At 69.7% G+C, this 18,512-nt stretch carries 19 protein-coding genes and 1 pseudogene; 6 read left to right on the forward strand and 14 right to left on the reverse strand.

Features of this window, described 5'->3' with window-relative positions; all coding sequences use genetic code 11:
• Positions 1 to 160 precede the first annotated feature (160 nt).
• Together ACPW96_RS14490 and ACPW96_RS14495 are read left to right on the forward strand one after the other, a co-directional pair.
• Entirely contained in the window at positions 161 to 1,084 is a 924-nt protein-coding gene (locus ACPW96_RS14490) for a DMT family transporter (RefSeq protein ID WP_425883936.1), read from the forward strand.
• A 3-nt stretch (positions 1,085 to 1,087) separates the two neighbouring features.
• Positions 1,088 to 1,552, forward strand: a complete 465-nt coding sequence (locus ACPW96_RS14495; protein ID WP_425883937.1) for a GNAT family N-acetyltransferase — start codon at positions 1,088 to 1,090, stop codon at positions 1,550 to 1,552.
• Between the two features lie 29 nt (positions 1,553 to 1,581).
• On the opposite strand, the gene ispF is transcribed toward ACPW96_RS14495, so the two are convergent.
• The 3 genes and pseudogenes from ispF to ACPW96_RS14510 form a co-directional block, all read right to left on the reverse strand.
• A complete protein-coding gene (gene ispF, locus ACPW96_RS14500; protein ID WP_425884212.1) occupies positions 1,582 to 2,052 on the reverse strand; it encodes a 2-C-methyl-D-erythritol 2,4-cyclodiphosphate synthase in 471 nt (156 codons plus the stop codon).
• Positions 2,053 to 2,115: 63 nt separating this feature from the next.
• Positions 2,116 to 2,787 (reverse strand): annotated as a pseudogene (gene ispD, locus ACPW96_RS14505) (2-C-methyl-D-erythritol 4-phosphate cytidylyltransferase); the annotation flags it as partial.
• A gap of 121 nt (positions 2,788 to 2,908) precedes the next feature.
• Positions 2,909 to 3,391 (reverse strand): CarD family transcriptional regulator, encoded by a 483-nt coding sequence (locus ACPW96_RS14510; protein ID WP_425821069.1) that lies wholly within the window; start codon positions 3,389 to 3,391, stop codon positions 2,909 to 2,911.
• A 179-nt stretch (positions 3,392 to 3,570) separates the two neighbouring features.
• Here ACPW96_RS14510 and ACPW96_RS14515 point away from each other — a divergent pair, with 179 nt between their 5' ends.
• A complete protein-coding gene (locus ACPW96_RS14515) occupies positions 3,571 to 4,080 on the forward strand; it encodes a hypothetical protein (RefSeq protein ID WP_425883939.1) in 510 nt (169 codons plus the stop codon).
• A 36-nt stretch (positions 4,081 to 4,116) separates the two neighbouring features.
• Here the strand turns inward: ACPW96_RS14515 and ACPW96_RS14520 are convergent, their stop codons facing one another.
• Positions 4,117 to 4,800: a response regulator gene (locus tag ACPW96_RS14520; RefSeq protein ID WP_425820855.1), complete on the reverse strand. Its 684-nt coding sequence runs from the start codon at positions 4,798 to 4,800 to the stop codon at positions 4,117 to 4,119.
• A complete protein-coding gene (locus ACPW96_RS14525; protein ID WP_425820854.1) occupies positions 4,797 to 6,116 on the reverse strand; it encodes a sensor histidine kinase in 1,320 nt (439 codons plus the stop codon). The genes ACPW96_RS14520 and ACPW96_RS14525 overlap by 4 nt, the downstream gene beginning before the upstream one ends.
• A 172-nt stretch (positions 6,117 to 6,288) precedes the next feature.
• Between ACPW96_RS14525 and phoU the strand changes: the two genes are divergently transcribed.
• A complete protein-coding gene (phoU, locus tag ACPW96_RS14530) occupies positions 6,289 to 6,957 on the forward strand; it encodes a phosphate signaling complex protein PhoU (RefSeq protein WP_425820853.1) in 669 nt (222 codons plus the stop codon).
• 53 nt (positions 6,958 to 7,010) lie between these two features.
• On the opposite strand, the gene ACPW96_RS14535 is transcribed toward phoU, so the two are convergent.
• From ACPW96_RS14535 to ACPW96_RS14555, 5 genes are all read right to left on the reverse strand, one after another.
• Entirely contained in the window at positions 7,011 to 7,760 is a 750-nt protein-coding gene (locus ACPW96_RS14535; protein ID WP_425820852.1) for a phosphoglyceromutase, read from the reverse strand.
• A 149-nt stretch (positions 7,761 to 7,909) separates the two neighbouring features.
• Positions 7,910 to 9,034 carry an FUSC family protein gene (locus ACPW96_RS14540; RefSeq protein ID WP_425883941.1) on the reverse strand — a complete coding sequence of 375 codons (1,125 nt, stop codon included), beginning with the start codon at positions 9,032 to 9,034 and terminating at the stop codon, positions 7,910 to 7,912.
• Positions 9,031 to 10,119: a YgfZ/GcvT domain-containing protein gene (locus ACPW96_RS14545; protein WP_425883942.1), complete on the reverse strand. Its 1,089-nt coding sequence runs from the start codon at positions 10,117 to 10,119 to the stop codon at positions 9,031 to 9,033. Before ACPW96_RS14545 ends, ACPW96_RS14540 begins: the two co-directional genes overlap by 4 nt.
• A gap of 7 nt (positions 10,120 to 10,126) precedes the next feature.
• Positions 10,127 to 10,732, reverse strand: coding sequence for an FABP family protein (locus ACPW96_RS14550; protein WP_425820849.1), 606 nt, complete (start codon positions 10,730 to 10,732; stop codon positions 10,127 to 10,129).
• A 134-nt stretch (positions 10,733 to 10,866) separates the two neighbouring features.
• A complete protein-coding gene (locus ACPW96_RS14555) occupies positions 10,867 to 11,157 on the reverse strand; it encodes a hypothetical protein (RefSeq protein ID WP_425820848.1) in 291 nt (96 codons plus the stop codon).
• A gap of 108 nt (positions 11,158 to 11,265) precedes the next feature.
• Between ACPW96_RS14555 and ACPW96_RS14560 the strand changes: the two genes are divergently transcribed.
• Positions 11,266 to 11,955: a winged helix-turn-helix domain-containing protein gene (locus ACPW96_RS14560; RefSeq protein ID WP_425820847.1), complete on the forward strand. Its 690-nt coding sequence runs from the start codon at positions 11,266 to 11,268 to the stop codon at positions 11,953 to 11,955.
• A gap of 81 nt (positions 11,956 to 12,036) precedes the next feature.
• On the opposite strand, the gene ACPW96_RS14565 is transcribed toward ACPW96_RS14560, so the two are convergent.
• The 4 genes from ACPW96_RS14565 to ACPW96_RS14580 form a co-directional block, all read right to left on the reverse strand.
• Complete coding sequence (locus ACPW96_RS14565) at positions 12,037 to 13,359, reverse strand: ABC transporter substrate-binding protein (RefSeq protein ID WP_425883943.1); 1,323 nt, start codon at positions 13,357 to 13,359, stop codon at positions 12,037 to 12,039.
• An 86-nt stretch (positions 13,360 to 13,445) separates the two neighbouring features.
• Complete coding sequence (locus ACPW96_RS14570) at positions 13,446 to 14,357, reverse strand: carbohydrate ABC transporter permease (protein WP_425883945.1); 912 nt, start codon at positions 14,355 to 14,357, stop codon at positions 13,446 to 13,448.
• Positions 14,354 to 15,289 (reverse strand): carbohydrate ABC transporter permease, encoded by a 936-nt coding sequence (locus tag ACPW96_RS14575; RefSeq protein ID WP_425820845.1) that lies wholly within the window; start codon positions 15,287 to 15,289, stop codon positions 14,354 to 14,356. Before ACPW96_RS14575 ends, ACPW96_RS14570 begins: the two co-directional genes overlap by 4 nt.
• Positions 15,286 to 17,325, reverse strand: a complete 2,040-nt coding sequence (locus ACPW96_RS14580) for a beta-galactosidase (RefSeq protein ID WP_425883947.1) — start codon at positions 17,323 to 17,325, stop codon at positions 15,286 to 15,288. The genes ACPW96_RS14575 and ACPW96_RS14580 overlap by 4 nt, the downstream gene beginning before the upstream one ends.
• Before the next feature lie 143 nt (positions 17,326 to 17,468).
• Between ACPW96_RS14580 and ACPW96_RS14585 the strand changes: the two genes are divergently transcribed.
• Positions 17,469 to 18,488 (forward strand): LacI family DNA-binding transcriptional regulator, encoded by a 1,020-nt coding sequence (locus ACPW96_RS14585; protein WP_425820843.1) that lies wholly within the window; start codon positions 17,469 to 17,471, stop codon positions 18,486 to 18,488.
• Positions 18,489 to 18,512 lie beyond the last annotated feature (24 nt).

The following is an 18,512-nucleotide window of genomic DNA, read 5'->3' on the forward strand; positions in this document are numbered from 1 at the left end:
CACGCGCACAGCAGGGCGGATCCGTCTCGGCCGCCCCGAACACCGCCGACCCCGTGGGACACAACGCAGGAGATCCGGCCGGGAACCGGGGGCGCACCGGAGCCCGACGGTGGGGCTGGCGCGGAACTCCTGCGATGTGCCCAGCGTGTAGAACTGAAGAGTGCTGTCCGTGCTCGCCGTCCTCGCCGCGTCGGTGCTGTTCGGCACGACGGGAACGTCGCAGGCCCTCGGACCCGACGGCACGACGCCCCTGTCGATCGGCGCCGTGCGGCTCGTGCTCGGGGGGACCGGCCTCGCCGCGATCGCATTCGTGCTCGCACGCCGGCACGCCAGGAGCCGGCCTCGGCCGAATCCGCGGACCGGTGTGCGTCCCCTCACCCTGATGGTGCTGACGGGCCTCTGCCTGACGATCTACCAGCCGCTCTTCTTCCTCGGCACCGAGCGCAACGGCGTGGCCGTCGGCACGGTCGTGGCCCTGGGTTCCGCCCCGATCCTCGCGGGACTGCTCGAGTGGGCACTGACGACGCGGATGCCGAGCGCCACCTGGATCGCAGCCACCCTGCTCGCCACCGCGGGGGTGGTGCTCCTCGGCTTCGGCGGCGAGACGGGATCGGCCGGAACAGATCCGATCGGACTGCTCGGCTCCGTCGGCGCCGGCGCGTCCTTCGCCGTCATCGCCAACGCCCAGCGCCGACTGCTGGATTCCGGATGGGATCCGTTCACGGTCGTCGGCGGGATGGGCGCCAGCTCCGCCGTGCTCTCCGCCCTGCTGCTCCCCTTCGTCGATCTGAGCTGGCTCGCGACGCCCGCCGGCCTGGCGATGGCTCTCTGGCTCGGATTCGCGACCATCTCGATCGCCTACGTGCTGTTCACCTGGGGCCTCGGCGGCCTGACCGCCGCGACGGCCGCCACGCTGACGCTGGGCGAGCCTCTGACCGCCAGCATCCTGGGCATCGTCGTGCTGGGCGAGCGCCTGTCGACGCTGGCCATCGTGGGACTCGTCGTGCTCGCCGCCGGGCTCGCGCTGCTCGCCTGGGGCTCGCGCACCGCCCGCGACCCCCGACCGTTCGCCCTGGAGGCCTGAACCGTGACACACATCGACATCCGCAACGACGACCTGAGCGGTGACGCGACCCGCGCCCTCATCGCCTTGCACCTGGAGGGGATGCACGCCACGTCTCCGCCCGAGAGCGTGCACGCGCTCGACGTCGACCGCCTGACCGACCCGGCGGTGTCCTTCTGGTCGGCATGGATCGACGGCGAGCTTGCGGGCATCGGCGCCCTGAAGGAGTTCGGCGAGGGGCGTGGTGAGCTCAAGTCGATGCGGGTGGACGAGCGCTTCCTCGGCGCCGGCGTCGGGCGCGCGATCCTTCGTCACATCATGGATGCCGCCCGCTCCCGCGGGCTGACGAGCCTTTGGCTCGAGACCGGCAGTCCGGCGGAGTTCGTCCCCGCGCAGCGGCTGTACGAAAGCGAGGGCTTCATCCGCTGCGGCCCCTTCGGTGACTACACCGATGATCCGTTCTCGGTGTACATGACCCGCGAGCTGTAGCCCGGGCTGTGGTCCGAGCCTGCGTCGGTTCAGGCAGGCACGATCAGGGCGACCGCGAAGGCCTGAACCCCCTCCCCCGCCCCGACGAAGCCCAGGCCGTCGGTGGTCGTGGCCGACACCGACACCGCGGCTCCGCCGAGCGCGGCCGACAGCGCCGCCTCGGCCTCGTGACGGCGCGCTGCGAACCGCGGGCGGGCCGCCTGCACCTGCACCGTGACGTTGCCGATGGCCCAGCCCGCCTCGCCCAGGAGCGCGGCCGTCCGGGCCAGGAACGCGTCGGCGTGGGCGCCCGCGTACTCGGGCTGGGCGGTGCCGAAGTGCGTGCCGATGTCGCCGAGGCTCGCGGCCGACAGCAGCGCGTCGACGATCGCGTGCGCGACGGCGTCGCCATCCGAGTGCCCGGCCAGTGCGGGCTCGCCTGGCCATTCCAGGCCCGCCAGCCACAGCGTGCCGCCGCCCGAGAAGCCGTGCACGTCGGTCCCGAGCCCCACGCGCGGCACGCGAGGGACCCTGTCCAGCGACGAGCGGATCGGAGGGATCGGATGCTGCGCCACGAGGCTGCGGGCACGCTCGAGATCGGCGGGCGTCGTGATCTTGAAGGACAGGGGGTCGCCCTCGACACTCGCGATCGGATGACCGGCGGCCGCGACCAGCGCCGCGTCGTCGGTGTACTCCTGCGTGGCCACCGCGTACGAGGTCTCCAGCACGTCGCGCCGGAACCCCTGCGGGGTCTGCGCCGCCGCGAGCTCTGCTCGGTCGACGACCCCGATGATCCGCGCGCCGTCGACCCGCTTGATCGTGTCGATGACCGGAAGCACCGGCACCACTCCCCAGCCGGTGCGGTCGATCGCGTCCACGACCCGATCGAAGACCGCGCCGGGCGTCAGCGCCCGTGCGGCGTCGTGCACGAGCACGATCTGCACGTCGGGCCACACTGCTCCCAGCCCCGCCGCGACGGAGGCCTGACGGGTCTCACCGCCGGCGACGACCGACACCAGCTCACGCCGATCGCCCGACGCCTCCGCGGCATCCGTCAGCGCCTCGCCTTCGCGTCCGGACGGCGCGACGATGACCACCTGCGCCGGAGCGGCGGAGAACACGCCGCGGAGCGCATGGCGGAGCATCGTGTGCTCGTCGATCCCGACGAAGGCCTTGGGCGCGCCGGCCGCGAGTCGCGTGCCCGAGCCCGCGGCGACGACGATGACCGCGACGCGCGGAGAGGGTGTGATGTGCACTCCCCCACGCTAGTGCGACGGCCCGCCACCCGTGCGCCGGTCAGGCACAGGGATGGCGGGCCATCGACGCATCGATCAGGATGCGGAGAACTCGCGGGTCAGGAGGCGAGGACTTCGCGGGTCAGGAGGCCAGGACTTCGTCCAGGACCAGGCTGGCCCGATCCTCGTCGGTCTTCTCGGCGAGCGCGAGCTCGGAGATGAGGATCTGACGTGCCTTCGCGAGCATGCGCTTCTCACCCGCGGACAGCCCACGGTCCTGGTCGCGCCGCCACAGGTCGCGCACGACCTCGCTGACCTTGATCACATCGCCGGACGCGAGCTTCTCCAAGTTTGCCTTGTACCGCCGCGACCAGTTCGTCGGCTCCTCGGTGAACGGGGCACGCAGCACCTCGAACACCCGGTCGAGGCCCTCTTTCCCAATGACGTCGCGAACGCCGACAAGGTCGACGTTGTCAGCCGGAACCTCGATTGTCAGATCGCCTTGGGTCACACGGAGCTTGAGATAAACCTTCTCTTCGCCCTTGATCATGCGAGTCTTCACTTCGGAAATCGTTGCGGCCCCGTGGTGGGGGTAGACGACCGTCTCGCCAACCTCAAAAAGCATGGAATTATGTCCCTTCGGCAACCTCCAGGATACCACAGGCGACATACGCTAGAGTTCTCCGCGCGCCGCCCGGCCGCGTCGCCGAGCGGCACTGAGGCCGGAGCACCGGGGGCGAACACACGGGCGCGGGCCGTCAGCCCATAGAATGACGGGACTGCTTGCTACCCCCGGGAGGATCCGTGAAACCGCGCCTCGTCGCGTCCCTCGCACCGCGCCAGACGGCTCGCGCTCCGCGCCTGATGGCGAGCGTTGCGATCGGGGCCACTGTGATCCTCGGAACGGCCGGCTGCAGCATGGTGTCGACCCAGGCGACCACGATCGGGTACTCCCCCTCCGACGGCGTCTCCGTCCCGGACTCCGGGCCGCTGCTCGTGCGCAATGCGCTCATCGTGGCGGATGAGGAGGGCACCGAGGGCAACTTCCTCGCCGCCATCATCAACACGACCGACGAGGCCCAGGAGCTGCGCATGGAGTACGGCGACGACTCCACCGCGACGGTCCGCGTCGGCCCGCGGGAGACTGTCAGCCTCGGTGCCGAGGACGAGGATCCGCTGCTCCTGGAGGATCTCGACGCGCTCCCCGGCAGCACCATCGAGATCTACTTCCAGTCCGGCGATGACGAGGGCGTTCTGCAAGAGGTCCCCGTGCTCGACGGCTCCCTCCCGTACCTCGCGCCCTTCGAGCCGTGAGTCATCGACCCGCGGCGTGACCGCGGGTCTCCGACCTCACAACTCGAAGCGGTAGCCGAGACCCCTCACCGTGACGAGCGCGACGGGCTCGCTGGGGTTCTCCTCGATGCGTGAACGGATCCGCTTGATGTGCACGTCGAGCGTCTTGGTGTCGCCGAAGTAGTCGCTCCCCCACACCCGATCGATCAGCTGCCCCCGGGTCAGCACGCGGCCGGCATTGCGCATCAGCACCTCGAGCAGCTCGAATTCCTTCAGCGGCATGTTGATCACCTTGCCGTCCACAGAGACGGTGTGCCGGTCGATGTCGAGCGACACCCGGCCGCTCTCGAGCACGCGGTCGTCGAGGTCGGACTCGACGTTCGCGAACCGGCGCAGCACCGACTTCATGCGCGCGAGCAGTTCGCGCGCCGAGTACGGCTTCGTGACGTAGTCGTCGGCGCCGAGCTCCAGCCCCACCACGATGTCGACCTCGGAGTCCTTGGCCGTCAGCATGATGATGGGGACGCTCGACGTGGTGCGAATCTGCCGGCACACCTCCGTCCCCGACATCCCGGGAAGCATCAGGTCGAGCAGGATGATGTCGGCTCCGTTGTCGCGGAAAGCCACGAGCGCGTCGGGACCGTCCTCGGCGATCTCGACGTCGTATCCCTCCCGTCGCAGCAGGTAGGCGAGCGGCTCGGCGAGGTCGGGCTCGTCTTCGACGAGGAGGACGCGCGTCATGCAGGGTCTCCGTTCACGGTCTTCTGGGGGTTGAGGGTCGGTTCGACGGTCGCCTGGCTCTTCGCGGTCGACGTCGTCCGGGAGCTGGGCGGCGGGCTGGTGGCGCTCCCGCTCTTCGGAGCCGCCGACGGCTTCGGCCTGCTCTTCTTGGGCTTGCCGTTGCGGCGCTTCTTGAGGGACGGGTCATCGATCGGCGCGGCGCTGCGCGGAAGGCGGATGGTGAACGTCGAGCCCCGGCCCGGCCGTGACCAGAGCTGCACCTCGCCGTCGTGGCGGTGCACGGCGTGCTTGACGATCGCGAGACCGAGACCCGTGCCACCGGTGCGTCGGGACCGCGCCTGATCGGCGCGGTAGAAGCGCTCGAACACGCGCTGCTGATCGGCCTCCGCGATCCCGATGCCCTGATCCGTGACGGCGATCTCCACGACATCCGGCGTGGAGCGGACTCCGACGCCGACGCGGGACCCGCGGGGGGAATAGGCGATCGCATTGGCGAGCAGGTTGCCCACCGCATCGATGAGCACCTGCGCATCCCCTCGTACGTACAGCCCGCGCTCGCCGCCTCGCGCCAGCTCCACACCGGCGGAGTCGGCCTGCACCACGTGCGACTCCACGGATGCGGCGACCACCTCGTCGATGGACACGTCGCGCACCTCCGCGAGCTCATCGGCGGACTGCAGGCGCGACAGGTTCATGATCCGGGCCGTCAGCCGGGACAGGCGGGCGGCCTCGCCCGAGAGCCGGGCGGTGAACGACCGGACCTGGTCGGGGTCATCGGCCGCCGACTCGATCGCCTCGGCGAGCAGGCTGACCGCGCCGACGGGGGTCTTCAGCTCGTGGCTGGTGTTTGCAACGAAGTCCTGGCGCATCTGCTCGACGCGCTCCTGCTCGCTGATGTCGCGCACGATCAGCAGCGCGAGGCGTGGGCTCAGCACGCTCGCCCGCGCGGCGACCAGCCGGGACTCCGACGAGAGGCCTCCGCGGCGGATGCGCAGCGTGTCCGCGCGGGCGACGCCCGCGGTGCGCGCCGACCGGACGAGCGCACGCAGCTCGGTGTTCTCCAGGATCCCTCCCGCATGCATGCCGAGGCGGCCGGCGGCATGCGAGGTGGCGACGAGGTGAAGCGACGTGTCGACGACGGCGGCCGCGTCATCCATGCCGTCGAGCACGGCCGCGATGCCGTCCGGCAGCTCCGCGCTGGACTCCAGACGCACGCGATCCCGCGCCCGCAGGGCGAGGAGGACGATGGATGCCACGCCTGCTCCGATGAGCACCCCGACGAGCAGGGCGAGCAGCGCGAGCTGCATGGTGTCCATGGCTCAAGGGTATGGCGCAGGGTGTCGCCTCTGCGACGGTTCGGAGCCGGGAAGGAGCCGCCGGGCTACTATTCACGTGGGCGGCACCGTTCGTTAACCTTCGCTGACGATGATCACGCAGGGTCGTGATGCCCCGTGCGATGCCGGGCCGCGACGATGAAAGGGTACCTCGATGCGCGAAGTGTTCCACCAGTCCCTGGAGGACGTCCAGTACCGGCTTGTCGAGATCGCCGAGCTTGTCACGGTCGCGATCGACAAGGCCACCCGTGCGTTCGGCACGAGCGATGTCGGCCTGGCCGAAGAGGTCATCGCCGACGACGCCCACATCGACGAGCGGGCCGTCGCCCTGGATGAGATCGCGATCGAGATCCTCGCCCGCCAGCAGCCGGTCGCGCGCGACCTGCGCATCGTGGTGACGGCACTTCGTGTCAGCGCGTCGCTGGAGCGCATGGGCGACCTCGCGGAGCACATCGCCCAGCTCGCCCGCTACCGCTTCCCCGAGCGCGCGGTGCCCAAGGGGCTGAAGAGCACGTTCGCCCGGATGGGCGAGCTGGATGTCGACGTCGCCCGCAAGCTCGCCGAGCTGCTCCGCACCCAGGACCTCACCCTCGCGGAGGAGATCCGCAACTCCGACGACCTCATCGACGAGCTGCACGTCAGCGTCTTCGAGAAGGTGCTGGGCGAGAACTGGCAGGGCGAGGCCGTGGCCACGGTCGACGCGACACTGGCGAGCCGCTACCACGAGCGGTTCGCCGACCACGCCGTCGCCGTGGCGAAGAGGGTCGTTTACCTCGCCACCGGTGACTGGTCGCCGGCGTCCGAGCCCGTCGAGCAGCTCTAGCCGGAGGGCGCCCCGCGAGGAGGGCGGCCCGCGCCGCCCCCTCGCCGTGCCTGCTAGCTCTTGCCCTGCGCGGCGACGGCGGCCGCGCCGGCCGCTGCGGCGTCGGGATCGAGGTACTCGCCCGGGCCGAGCGGCACGAGGTTCTCGTCCAGCTTGTAGACCAGCGGGATGCCGGTGGGGATGTTCAGTTCCGAGATGTCGGCATCGCTGATGCCTTCCAGGTGCTTGACGAGTCCGCGCAGCGAGTTGCCGTGGGCGGTGACGAGCACCACCTTGCCATTGCGCAGGTCGGCGGCGATGTCGGTCTCCCAGTAGGGGAGAAGGCGGTCGATGACGAGCTTGAGCGACTCCGTGCGGGGCACCTCGCCGTCCATGCCGGCATAGCGCGGATCGCCGATCTGGCTGTACTGGTCGTCCTCCGCGAGCAGCGGGGGCGGCACGTCGAACGAGCGGCGCCAGAGCATGAACTGCTCCTGACCGAACTCCTCCAGCGTCTGAGCCTTGTCCTTGCCCTGCAGCGCTCCATAGTGGCGCTCATTCAGGCGCCACGTGCGCTTGACAGGGATCCAGAGCCGATCGGCCGCGTCCAGCGCGATGTTCGCGGTCTGGATCGCGCGGCTCAGCACCGATGTGTAGAGGATGTCGGGGTGCAACCCGGCCTCGGCGAGCAGCTCGCCGCCACGCTGGGCCTCGGCCTTGCCCTGCTCGGTGAGCCGGACGTCGACCCATCCCGTGAAGAGGTTGAGTTCGTTCCATTCGCTCTGGCCGTGGCGGAGCAGGATCAGCGTGTAGGGCGCGGTCATGGCCCCATGATACCGACGGCGCACGACGCGCCCGCGCGCGAGCGGTCGGGGCGCGATCCCTCCGTCGGGGCGCAATGCGTGCGCCCCGACGGAGGGGATGCGCCCCGAACCCGCGGCGGCTCAGATGCGCGGCACCGCCGCGCGGCGGCTCAGATGCGCGGCACCGCCGCGCGGGCATCCGCCTGCGTCATCCCGGTGCCGACGAGGAGGTCGACCGCGAGCGGTCGCATCGCCGCGAGCAGGTTCTGGTCCCCCAGCGAGGCACCGGGCATCAGCTCCCGTGGATCGAGATGCGCGGCGATCGCGCGGATGGTCTCCCGGGCGACCGGCTCGAGGGAGATGTCATCCAGGGAGCGCCCCACGAGGTCGATGCCCCTCGCCAGCTCTGCCAGCACATCCGCGGCGACGGGTCTCGGGGTGCCGTCGTCGCAGAGATAGACGACCCGGCGGGCGATGACGCGCAGGTTGCGGGTGGCGAGATCCATCGCAGCCAGCACGCGGGCGTGTCGGTCGAGCTCGCCGCGCTGTCGGCGCAGGAACGGCGAGATCCGGGCGATCGCCAGACCGGAATCCAGGGAATCCCGCCACTCGTCCACGCGCGACTGCAGGGCGCGTGCCTTCTCGAGCCCGCGCTCGGCGCGCATCCGGTCCGATCGCCGCAGCGCCTGGCCGAGGGCCGCCGCGGCGCTGCCGACATCCCGGAACAGCGCCCGGGCATCGCGGAGTTCCACGCGCCGGGGACTGCGCGGGATCAGCGCCGTCACGAGGAGCGCGAAGACCCCGCCGACGATCCCGTCCGTGAGACGCACGAAGGGGGCGCCGCCGGTCATCGGGATGACCATGACGATCAGGGACTGGATGGCCGCGGCGATCGCGAAGCTCGCCTGCGGCGACAGGAAGCGGGCGACCGCGAGGGTGAGACCGAGCGCCAGGGCGAGCTGCCACCATCCGGTGCCCGCGACGATCAGCAGCAGCTCGCTGACCAGGATGCCGAGGAGCATGCCGAGCACCGTCTCGAGCACTCGGCGCGGCCGCGCGTCGCGCACCAGCCCGAGGCTCGAGACCGTCACCGTGGCGGCCAGCAGCGGCGCGGGATGCCCGAGCACCGATGACGCGAAGGCATAGGCCGCCGTCGAGGCCACGACGATCTGGATGATCGCGAGCCCGGAGTCCCGCACCCGGCGCACACGCCGGGACGGATCGATCCTGGTGCGCCACCCGACGGCGATGGGAGCGGTGACCGGCTCCGGGCGGTCGCCGGTCCCCTGACTCATCGAGCGGGAGCGCGACGGTTCAGACGAGGCAGACGAGGGACGGATGCGGTGGCCCCGGCATCCGCCGGCACGATGACCTCCTGGCCGGCGGCGATCAGCACCTCGTCGGCCCGAACCGCGAGTGGCGCGTCATCGGGCACGCGGCGCGTGATGATCGCGAGCGCGATCGGGCCTTCTTCGTAGTGCAGCGCGGACGAGGTGATGGCGCCCACCGTGTCATCCCCGCTCAGCACGGGCGCACCCGGATCGGGCAGCACGCTGTCGCTGCCATCGAGATGCAGCAGAACGAGCCGCCGCGGAGGGTGCCCGAGGTTGTGCACCTTCGCCACGGTCTCCTGACCGCGGTAGCAGCCCTTGCTGAGGTGCACGGCGCTGCGCAGCCAGTCGACCTCGTGCGGCAGGGAGCGCTCGTCCACTTCATTGGCCCACCGGGGGCGCCAGGCGGCGATGCGCAGGGCTTCTGCGGCGAGCAGCCCGGCCACCGGGGTCTTCCCCGCGGCGAGTGCATCGCGGGCGGGCTGGGCCACGATCGCCTCGCGCCACGCGAAGCCCGCGCCGGGATGCGGGTCGACCGCGGCGTACTGCCAGCCGCCCGGCGTCACCGCGGCCCACGGATCGGCCCACACGAAGGCGTCCGGTGCGACATCCTCGACCGCCCGCCGAGCGGGACCGTCGCCGAGGAAGGCGATGATCGCGACATCCGGCTCGTCGCGCACCTCCACCCGGGAGCGGAAGACCATGCGGCGAAGCCAGGCGCCCAGGCCCGGCGCGTCGCCCTCATCGACGATCAGCCACGTCGTCTCGCCGTCATCGACGACGGATGCGGCGTGCTCGACCCGCCCGTTGGGATCGAGGATGAGCAACTCCGTGCCCCGCCCGGGCTCCAGGGCGGCCAGTGCCTGCGACGCGATCGAGTCCAGCCAGGTCAGCCGATCCGGCCCGGTGACCGAGAGCACGCGGCGATCGGTGCGATCGACGATCGCGTCGCCGTCCGCGAGCCGGCGCTGCTCGCCGAGAGGGTTGCCGTAGTGCAGGATGCCGGCGTCGCCGGAGACCGCACCGGGGCGGGAGGTGAAATCGGTCATCAGAAGGTCACTCCGCTCGCGCCAGCCGGGCCGAGGCATGGGAGCCGAGCTCCTGGCCCAGCGCAGCGATGTCCCACGCCCACAGCAGGTGCCCATCGACGAGCCCGTACATGCGAGTGGCCGCGGCATAGTGCTTCGCCCCGGCCGTGCGCACGACGGCATCCGTCGCGATGTCGATGCGAGGACCGCGCGCCTGCCCGAGATACAGCTCGCTCACCCCGTCGGAGTGCACGATCGACACCTCGATGTCGAAGCCGCCGTCAGGGGTTCGGAGTCGCTCCACATCGTCGGCGGTGCGAGGAGGGGCATCGGCCGTCGGAGGCAGCAGTCCTGGCCCTGGGTCGGCATCCGTCGCCTCGCGGATCAGCCGCCAGAAGCCGACCTCGGCGACCAGGGGCACCCGAGGAGCATCGTCGGCGACCGCCAGCCATGCGGTCGCGGAGTAGTTGAGGTACGGGCCGCCGTCGTGGCTGAAGCTCACCCGGTGCGCGAACTCGCCCGCGTAGTGCGTGTCGCCGACGCGATAGTCGATCACGCCGGTGCCCTCCCAGACGCCGACGAGCCAGGCGAGGGGTGCGAGGTCGGCGGGCAGGTCGGTCGGAAGATCGAACACGACTCGCCTCGTCAGCGCTGGCCGCGGAAGAGGTTCAGGAGCACGACGCCCGAGACGAACGCGATCGCCAGCGATGCCAGGCCGAGCAGTCCGACGTAGAACAGTTCGAGCGCGACGAGATCCATGACTTCACTTTATCCCGGAATGATCGCCGCGAGTCCGAGCCCCGCGGAGATAACGCCCATCACCACGAGGGCGCCCAGGACGCTCGCCGCGACGCGGTCGATGAACCCCTTGGACCGGCCGGTGAAGAGCTGCACGGCGAAGGCGAGGAGCAGGCACGCCCCGAGCCCGACGGTCAGCCATGCGGCGCGCCAATCGGGGGGAACGAAGAGTCCGATGGCGATGGCGACGAGGCCGCCGGTGACCCACACCGCGACGACCCCGCCGAACATGCTGCGGGGAGCGAGCTCCGGTGTCGTCATGCCCTCATTCTGTCGCAGGATGCCTCGGGACGCACAAGAATCGGCCATGATAGGGCACGGCCTATCATTGGAACCACGGCGCGGAACCGCCCGCCCGAAAGGAACGCGTTGGCTCAGCTTCTCGTATTGAGTTCCGCCCAGGGCGGGGGTGCTGTCCTGCCTTCGCTCGAACTGCTGAGCCACCGAGTGCGCCAGATCCCCGCGGAGCCGGCCCAGCTGGTCAACGCACCGAGCGCCGACGTCATCTTCGTCGATGCGCGCGTGGACCTCGTCGGGGCCAAATCCCTCTGCAAGATCCTGAACACCACGGGGCTCGATGCCCCGCTGCTGCTCGTGGTGACAGAGGGCGGGCTGACCGCCGTGTCCACCGACTGGGGCGTCGATGACGTCATCCTCTTCACCGCGGGTCCCGCAGAGGTCGATGCACGCGTCCGCCTGGCGATGGGGCGGATGACGCAGGAGCAGGTCTCGACGCGCATCCAGACCTCCGGAATCACGATCGACGAATCCTCATACTCCGCCAAGGTGCACGGCAAGCCGCTGGATCTGACCTACAAGGAGTTCCAGCTCCTGCACTTCTTCGCCACGCACCCCTCACGGGTGTTCACGCGCGAGCAGCTGCTCAGCGAGGTGTGGGGCTACGACTACTTCGGCGGCACGCGCACCGTGGACGTGCACGTGCGCCGCCTCCGCGCCAAGCTCGGCGACCTCGAGCAGCTGATCGGCACGGTGCGCAACGTCGGCTACCGCTTCAACGTCTACGAGGACGACGCGGTTCCGGCTCCCCGCAAGAGCTGAGCCCGCCTCGCGTGCGACCGCGGACACGGTGGTGCCGCGGACATCGGTCTGAGACCGACGCCCGCGGCACGGATCCGTGGACTACTCGGCGACGGGGATGGACTGGGCCTCCATCGCCGCGATCGTGGCATCCTGCCCGGTGGCGAGGGCATCCGCAAGGGTTCCACTGCCACTGACGGCGGCCTTGAATCCGTCCGAGACGTCCGCGTACGTCTGCGTCATGGTCGGACCCCACACGAAGTCGGGGTCGACCTCACCGGCAGCCTCGGCGAAGACGTCGTAGATCGGCTGGTCGCCGTAGAACGGAACGCCCTCGGAGAGCGCGGGAAGCTCCAGACCCGCCTTCGTCGCCGGGTAGATCGCCGCCGTCTCGTTCAGAGAGGTCAGCGACTCCTCCGATGTGTTGAGCCAGAGCGCGAACTTCGCGGCCTCATAGAGGTGCTCGGTTCCCTTGAAGACGGCGATCGAGGATCCGCCCCAGTTTCCGGCGGCGGACTCGCCCGCGTTCCACTGCGGCGCCTTTGCCACGGACCAGTTGCCTGCGGTGTCGGGAGCCCCACTGGCGATGGAGTTGGCACCCCATACGGCCGAGTTCCACGACCACACCTCGCCGGAGTTGTACGCGTTGTTCCATTCGTCGGTCCACGCGGGGTAGGTCGAGACGAGGTCGTTGGCGATCAGGTCCTGCCAGTAGTCGGCGACCTGCTTGGAGGTCTCGTCCGTCATCTCCACCGTCCACTCGTCGCCGTCGTTGGCGAACCACTCACCGCCGGCCTGCCAGACGAAGCCGGCGAACTGGTTGATGTCGGTCTGCGAGAAATTGGTGATGTAGCCGCCCAGCGCGCGGATCTTCTCCGCGGCCGCCTTGTACTCCTCCCAGGTGGTCGGAACGGCGATCCCGTTCTGCTCGAACAGGTCGGAGCGGTAGAAGAGCGCCATCGGGCCGGAGTCCTGAGGAACTCCGTAGACCTCTGACTCGGTGCCCAGGGTGACCTGGCCCCATGTCCAGTCGACGAAATCGCCCTTGCCCGCAACGATCTCCTCGCATGCGCCCAGGTCGGCGAGGCCGTCCTGCACGCGGAAGTTCGGGAGCGCGTCGTACTCGATCTGGCCGAGGTCGGGGGCGTTGCCCGCCTTCAGCTGGTTGAAGAAGTTCTGGTACGTGCCGGCGTTGCCGGACGGACCGGTCTGCACCTCGACCTGGATGTCGGGGTTGGCATCGTTCCACATCGCAACAGCCTCTTCGATGCCGGGGATCCACGATGTGAAGGACAGGTTGACCTTCCCTTCGGAAGGCTCGCACGCGCCGGCATCAGTGCCGCCGCCGTCGCCGCTTCCTGCGGAGCAACCGGCCATCGCAAGGGCGACGGAGGTGATCACCGCCGCTGCTGCTGCTCGCTTCATGTGACGCATGGTCTCTCTTTCTGGGGTGGTGGATTTCTCAGTGGTGGATTTTCGAGGGCCGGCCGGTCGGATCCGGCCGGGGTCTGTCACTTGAGCGCGCCGGTGCCGAGGCCCGTGCGCCAGTACCGCTGAAGCAGGAGGAACGTGATGATGAGCGGGATGATCGACAGCAGCGCGCCGATCAGCACGAAACTGCGCAGCTCGGGGAACTGGTTGATCGTGGAGTTCCAGGCATAGAGCCCGAAGGTGACGGGGAAGAGCTCTTCGCTGCGCAGCATGATCAGCGGCAGGAAGAAGTTGTTCCAGATGCCGACGAACTGGAACAGGAAGATCGTGACGAGTGCCGGCAGCATCAGCCGGATCGATACCGTGAAGAACGTCCGCAGCTCGCCCGCTCCGTCCAGGCGGCTCGCCTCCAGCAGTTCCTCCGGAACGCTGGCCTCGGCGAAGACCCGTGCCAGGTAGACCCCGAAGGGGCTGACGATGCTCGGCAGGAAGACGGCCCAGAACGTGTTGGTCAGCTGCACCTGGCTGAAGAGCAGGAACAGCGGCAGCGCGAGGGCCGTCGCGGGGACGAGCACCCCACCGAGCACGACGTTGAACAGCAGCTCCCGTCCGCGGAAACGGTACTTCGCGAGGGCATAGCCGCACATGCCCGCCAGCAGTGTCGCGACGAAGGCGCCGACACCGGCGTAGAGCACGCTGTTGACCATCCAGCGCACGTAGATGCCGTTGTCGTAGCCGATCAGCGCCACCAGGTTGTTCCAGAACGCCATGTCGGCGAACCACAGGGGGTTGGTGGTGAACAGCTGACCCCGGCTCTTGGTCGATGCGACCAGCAGCCACCAGATCGGGATCAGGAAGTAGACCGTGAACGTCAGCATGATGATCATGGCGACCCCGCGAGAGATCAGGCTCTCCTGCGGCTTGGTGCGCGTGCCCTTGCCGCCGGCGGAGGAGCGGAGCGCCGCGGCATCCGCGTCGATCACACGGCTCATGACTCTTCCTTCCGTCGGGTGATGCGCAGGAACGTGAACGACAGCGCGAAGGTCGCGAGCGCCAGCACCACGGAGAACGCGGCGGCGAGGCTCACGTTCGGCACGGCCGACGTGGCGTAGATCGTCATGTTCGGGGTGTAGGTGCTGGTCACCGCGGAGCTGAACGAGCGGAACACCTGCGGCTCGGCGAGCAGCTGCAGCGTGCCGATGATCGAAAGGATCGCCGTGAGCACGAGCGACGGGCGGACCATCGGGATCTTGATCGACCATGCGATGCGCATCTGCCCCGCGCCGTCGAGCCGGGCGGCCTCGTAGATATCGGTCGGGATCGCCAGCAGCGAGGAGTAGATGATCAGCATGTTGTAGCCGACGAAGACCCACGTGACGACGTTCGCGATGGCCCACAGCACGATGTCGGCGGAGAGGAAGTCGATGCGCTCGGTCAGCACCGTGAAGGGCGAGAGGTTCGGCGAGTAGAGGAACCCCCACATGATCGCCGCGATGACGCCGGGCACGGCGTAGGGAACGAAGAACGCGAGACGGAAGAAGCGCCGGCCCCGCAGCAGCGGGGAATCGAGCAGCAGCGCGAAGAGCAGCGCCAGCCCGAGCATGACGGGCACCTGCACGATGCCGAAGAGCAGCACCCGGCCGACCGACGTCCAGAACGGGCCGTTCTGGAACACGAGGGCGTACTGCTGCAGGCCTCCGAAGACCTCCTTGGCCTCACCGAACGTTCCCTCCCGCTCGACGACGAGCAGCGACTGCCAGATCGCGACGGCGATGGGCACGAGATAGAAGAGGATGAACAGGATGCCGAACGGCGCCACGAAGGCGATGATGGCTCCCTTGTGCTGCAGGCGGCCTCGACGGCGGTCGGGGCCGCGTCGCCTGCCTCCTGTGACGAGCGTCTCTGTGACGATCTGGGCCGTCATGGCGCGACATCCTCTCTGATCACGCGCACCGCTCCCGCTGGCACGCGAACGGTTCCGGTGGCGGCTTCGCCTGTGACGAGGTCGAGGCCCCGGGCGTTGAGCAGCACGTCCTCCGTGCCGTGGTTGATGAGGAACCGATAGCTGCGGCCGTCGCCGACACGCCGGACGATGTCCAGGCCGGCGCGGGCGCCGGCCTCGCGCAGCGCATCGGATCCGCTCAACACGCGATCGACGATGCGGGCGAGCCCGGCGGCATCCGGAAGCGTTGCGAGATACCAGGCATCGCCGGCACCGTCCGCCCCCCGGCGGCGCGTGAGGGCGGGGAGGCCTCCCGCTGGGCCGCCCACGAAGCGGTCGAGCACCTCGGCGTCGCTCGCGACGAGGCGCTCGGTCCAGAGGGAGGCGACCGTACCGGATTCCAGCAGCACCGGTTCGCCCGGCAGGACGGGGGCGAATTCCTCGACCCGGATGCCGAGCAGTTCACGCCACGCACCCGGGTAGCCACCCGCGCGCACCCTGTCGTTCTCGTCGACGATGCCGCTGTAGAAGGTCACGAGCACATGCGCTCCCCCGGCAGCGGCGGCGTCGAGTGTCGCCGCATCCTCGTCGCGCACGAGATGCAGGCCCGGAACCACGATGAGGCGATAGCCCGAGAGGTCTGCGCCCGGGCGGACGACGTCTACGGTGGCGCCGGACTCGCGAAGCGCCCGGTGCAGGGCCCCGACCTGGTCGAGGTACGAGACGGACTCGCTCGGGCGGTTCTCTGCGTCGCCGGCCCACCACGCCTCCCAACTGAACAGGAGGGCCACGTCGGCGGCGACGCGGGTGCCGGCGACCTCTCCCATGCGCTCCAGCAGCGCTCCGAGCTCGAGCGCCTCCCGCCACAGCGCGGAGTCGGTGCCGGCGTGCGGCAGAAGCGCCGAGTGGTATTTCTCGGAGCCCTGCAGTGAGGCGCGCCACTGGAAGAAGCACACCGAATCGGCGCCGCGCGCCACATGCCGGAGGGAATCGCGCGTCATCTGCCCCGGCGCCTTCGCCAGGTTGTGCGGCTGCCAGTTGACGGCGCCGGTCGAGTGCTCCATCAGCATCCACGGGGAACCCCCGGAGAGCCCCCGCGTCAGATCGGCCGCGAAGGCGAGCTCGGCGGCCGGGTCGGCGAGGCGGTTGTCGAGATAGTGGTCGTTGGCGATGACATCCATCTCTTCCGCCCACGACCAGTAGTCCAGGTCGCGGATGTGCGCCGTCACCATGAAGTTCGTGGTGACCGGCACATCGCTGTGTCGGCGGAGCACGGCTGCCTCCGCGCGATAGTAGTCGAGCAGCTCGTCGGAGCTGAAGCGCGAGAAGTCGAGCATCTGGCTCGGATTGCGCGACGAGAGCGTGAGGCGCGGCGTGCCGATCTCGTCCCAGTCGGTGTACCGCTGACTCCAGAAGCTCGTGCCCCATGCGCGGTTGAGGGACTCGATCGACCCGTAGCGCTTCTGCAGCCAGATCCGGAAAGCCCCGGCACTCACGTCGCAGAAGCAGTGCGCGTTGTGGCAGCCGAGCTCGTTGGAGACGTGCCAGAGAGCGACGGCCGGGTGGCGGCCGTAGCGTTCTGCAACCGCCTCCACGAGGGCCTGCGCGTGCTGCCGGAACACCGGAGAGCTCGGGCACCACGCCTGACGGCCGCCGGGGTAGCGCGTGGTCCCGTCCTCTACCATCGGAAGGATCTCCGGATGCCGCGCGGTGAGCCAGGGCGGCGGTGACGATGTGCCCGTGCCCAGGTTCACCCGGATGCCGGCCCCATGCAGCAGCGCGATGATCTCGTCGAGCCGCGAGAAGTCGATGGCACCGTCGGGGCCCTGCAGATCCGACCAGCCGAAGATGTTGACCGCGACCAGCCCGACCCCTACCTCCCGCATCAGCGCGACGTCCTCGCGCCAGACGGCGGGGTCCCACTGCTCGGGGTTGTAGTCGCATCCGAAGTCGATGCCGCGGTGCACGTACCGGGGCTTGGCGATGCGCGGCTCGGGCGAGGCGAGGTGCGGGTTCACGGATCTCCTGAGCGACGTCGGCGGCGTGTGTGTGCACGTGCACAGCCTCGCGAGCAAAGACTCGCCCTCGAGCTTCTGTGAACGTGCACAGCCTCGCACCCGCCAATCCGGTCTGTCAAGCGACCGGGCGATACAGTGGTCACGTGTCGACCGCTTCCGACCGCCCCCGCCGTGCCACCGTGCACGACGTCGCGCGCGTCGCCGGCGTCTCACGCGGCACCGTCAGCCGCTTCGTGAACGGCGAACCGTACGTTTCGGCCTCTGCCCGCGCGGCCATCGAGGCCGCCATCGCCGAAGTGGGCTACGTTCCCAACACCGCCGCTCGACACCTCGTGATGCAGCGGACGGAGACCGTCGCGTTCATCGTGCACGAACCGCATTCTCTGTTCGTCGAGGACCCCAACATCGGCCGCATCCTGCTGGGGGCCAACACCGCGCTCTCCGACGCCGACCTGCAGATGGCGGTGCTCATCATCGATACGGATCGGGATACGGATCGCGTCGCCCGCTACCTCTCCGGAGGCGCCGTCGACGGGGCGATCGTGGTTTCGGCACGTGCGTACGATCCCATCGGCCGGGTGCTGGAGCGACTCCGCCTTCCCGCCGCCTTCGTCGGCCATCCCCCGGGGGCCGCCTCGGCCGCGTTCGTCGTCATCGACAACCGCGGCTCCGCGCGCGCGATCACCGAACGACTCGCCGCCACCGGGCGCCGGCGCATCGGCATGATCGCCGCAGCACTCGACCGCGATTCCGGCGCGGACCGTCTGGCGGGATTCGCCGACGCGCTCGGGGCCGCATACGACGACGCCCTCGTGGAGCCGGTCTCGCTCTATTCGTACTCGGCGGGCCGGGAGGGGATGCGGCGGCTGCTGGAGCGGGCGCCGGATCTGGACGGCGTGTTCGCGGCGTCCGATGCCGTCGCGGCCGGCGCGATGGATGCGCTGCGGAGCGCCCACAGGCGGGTGCCCGAGGATGTCGGGGTGGTCGGCTTCGATGACAGCGAGTGGGCGAGGAGGACGGTTCCGCCCCTGTCGACGGTGCATCAGCCGGCCGAAGGGCTCGGGCGGGAGGCCGCCATGCTGGTGCTGCGGCAGCTGCGCGGAGAGCCGGCCTCCCGCGACGTTCTGCTGCCTTCGGAGATCGTGTGGCGGGGCTCGGCGTGAGTGGACCTTCTGCGGAGTTCACAC

The sequence above is a fragment of the Micromonospora sp. DT81.3 genome (assembly GCF_049847225.1).
GTDB lineage: Bacteria > Actinomycetota > Actinomycetes > Actinomycetales > Microbacteriaceae > Microbacterium.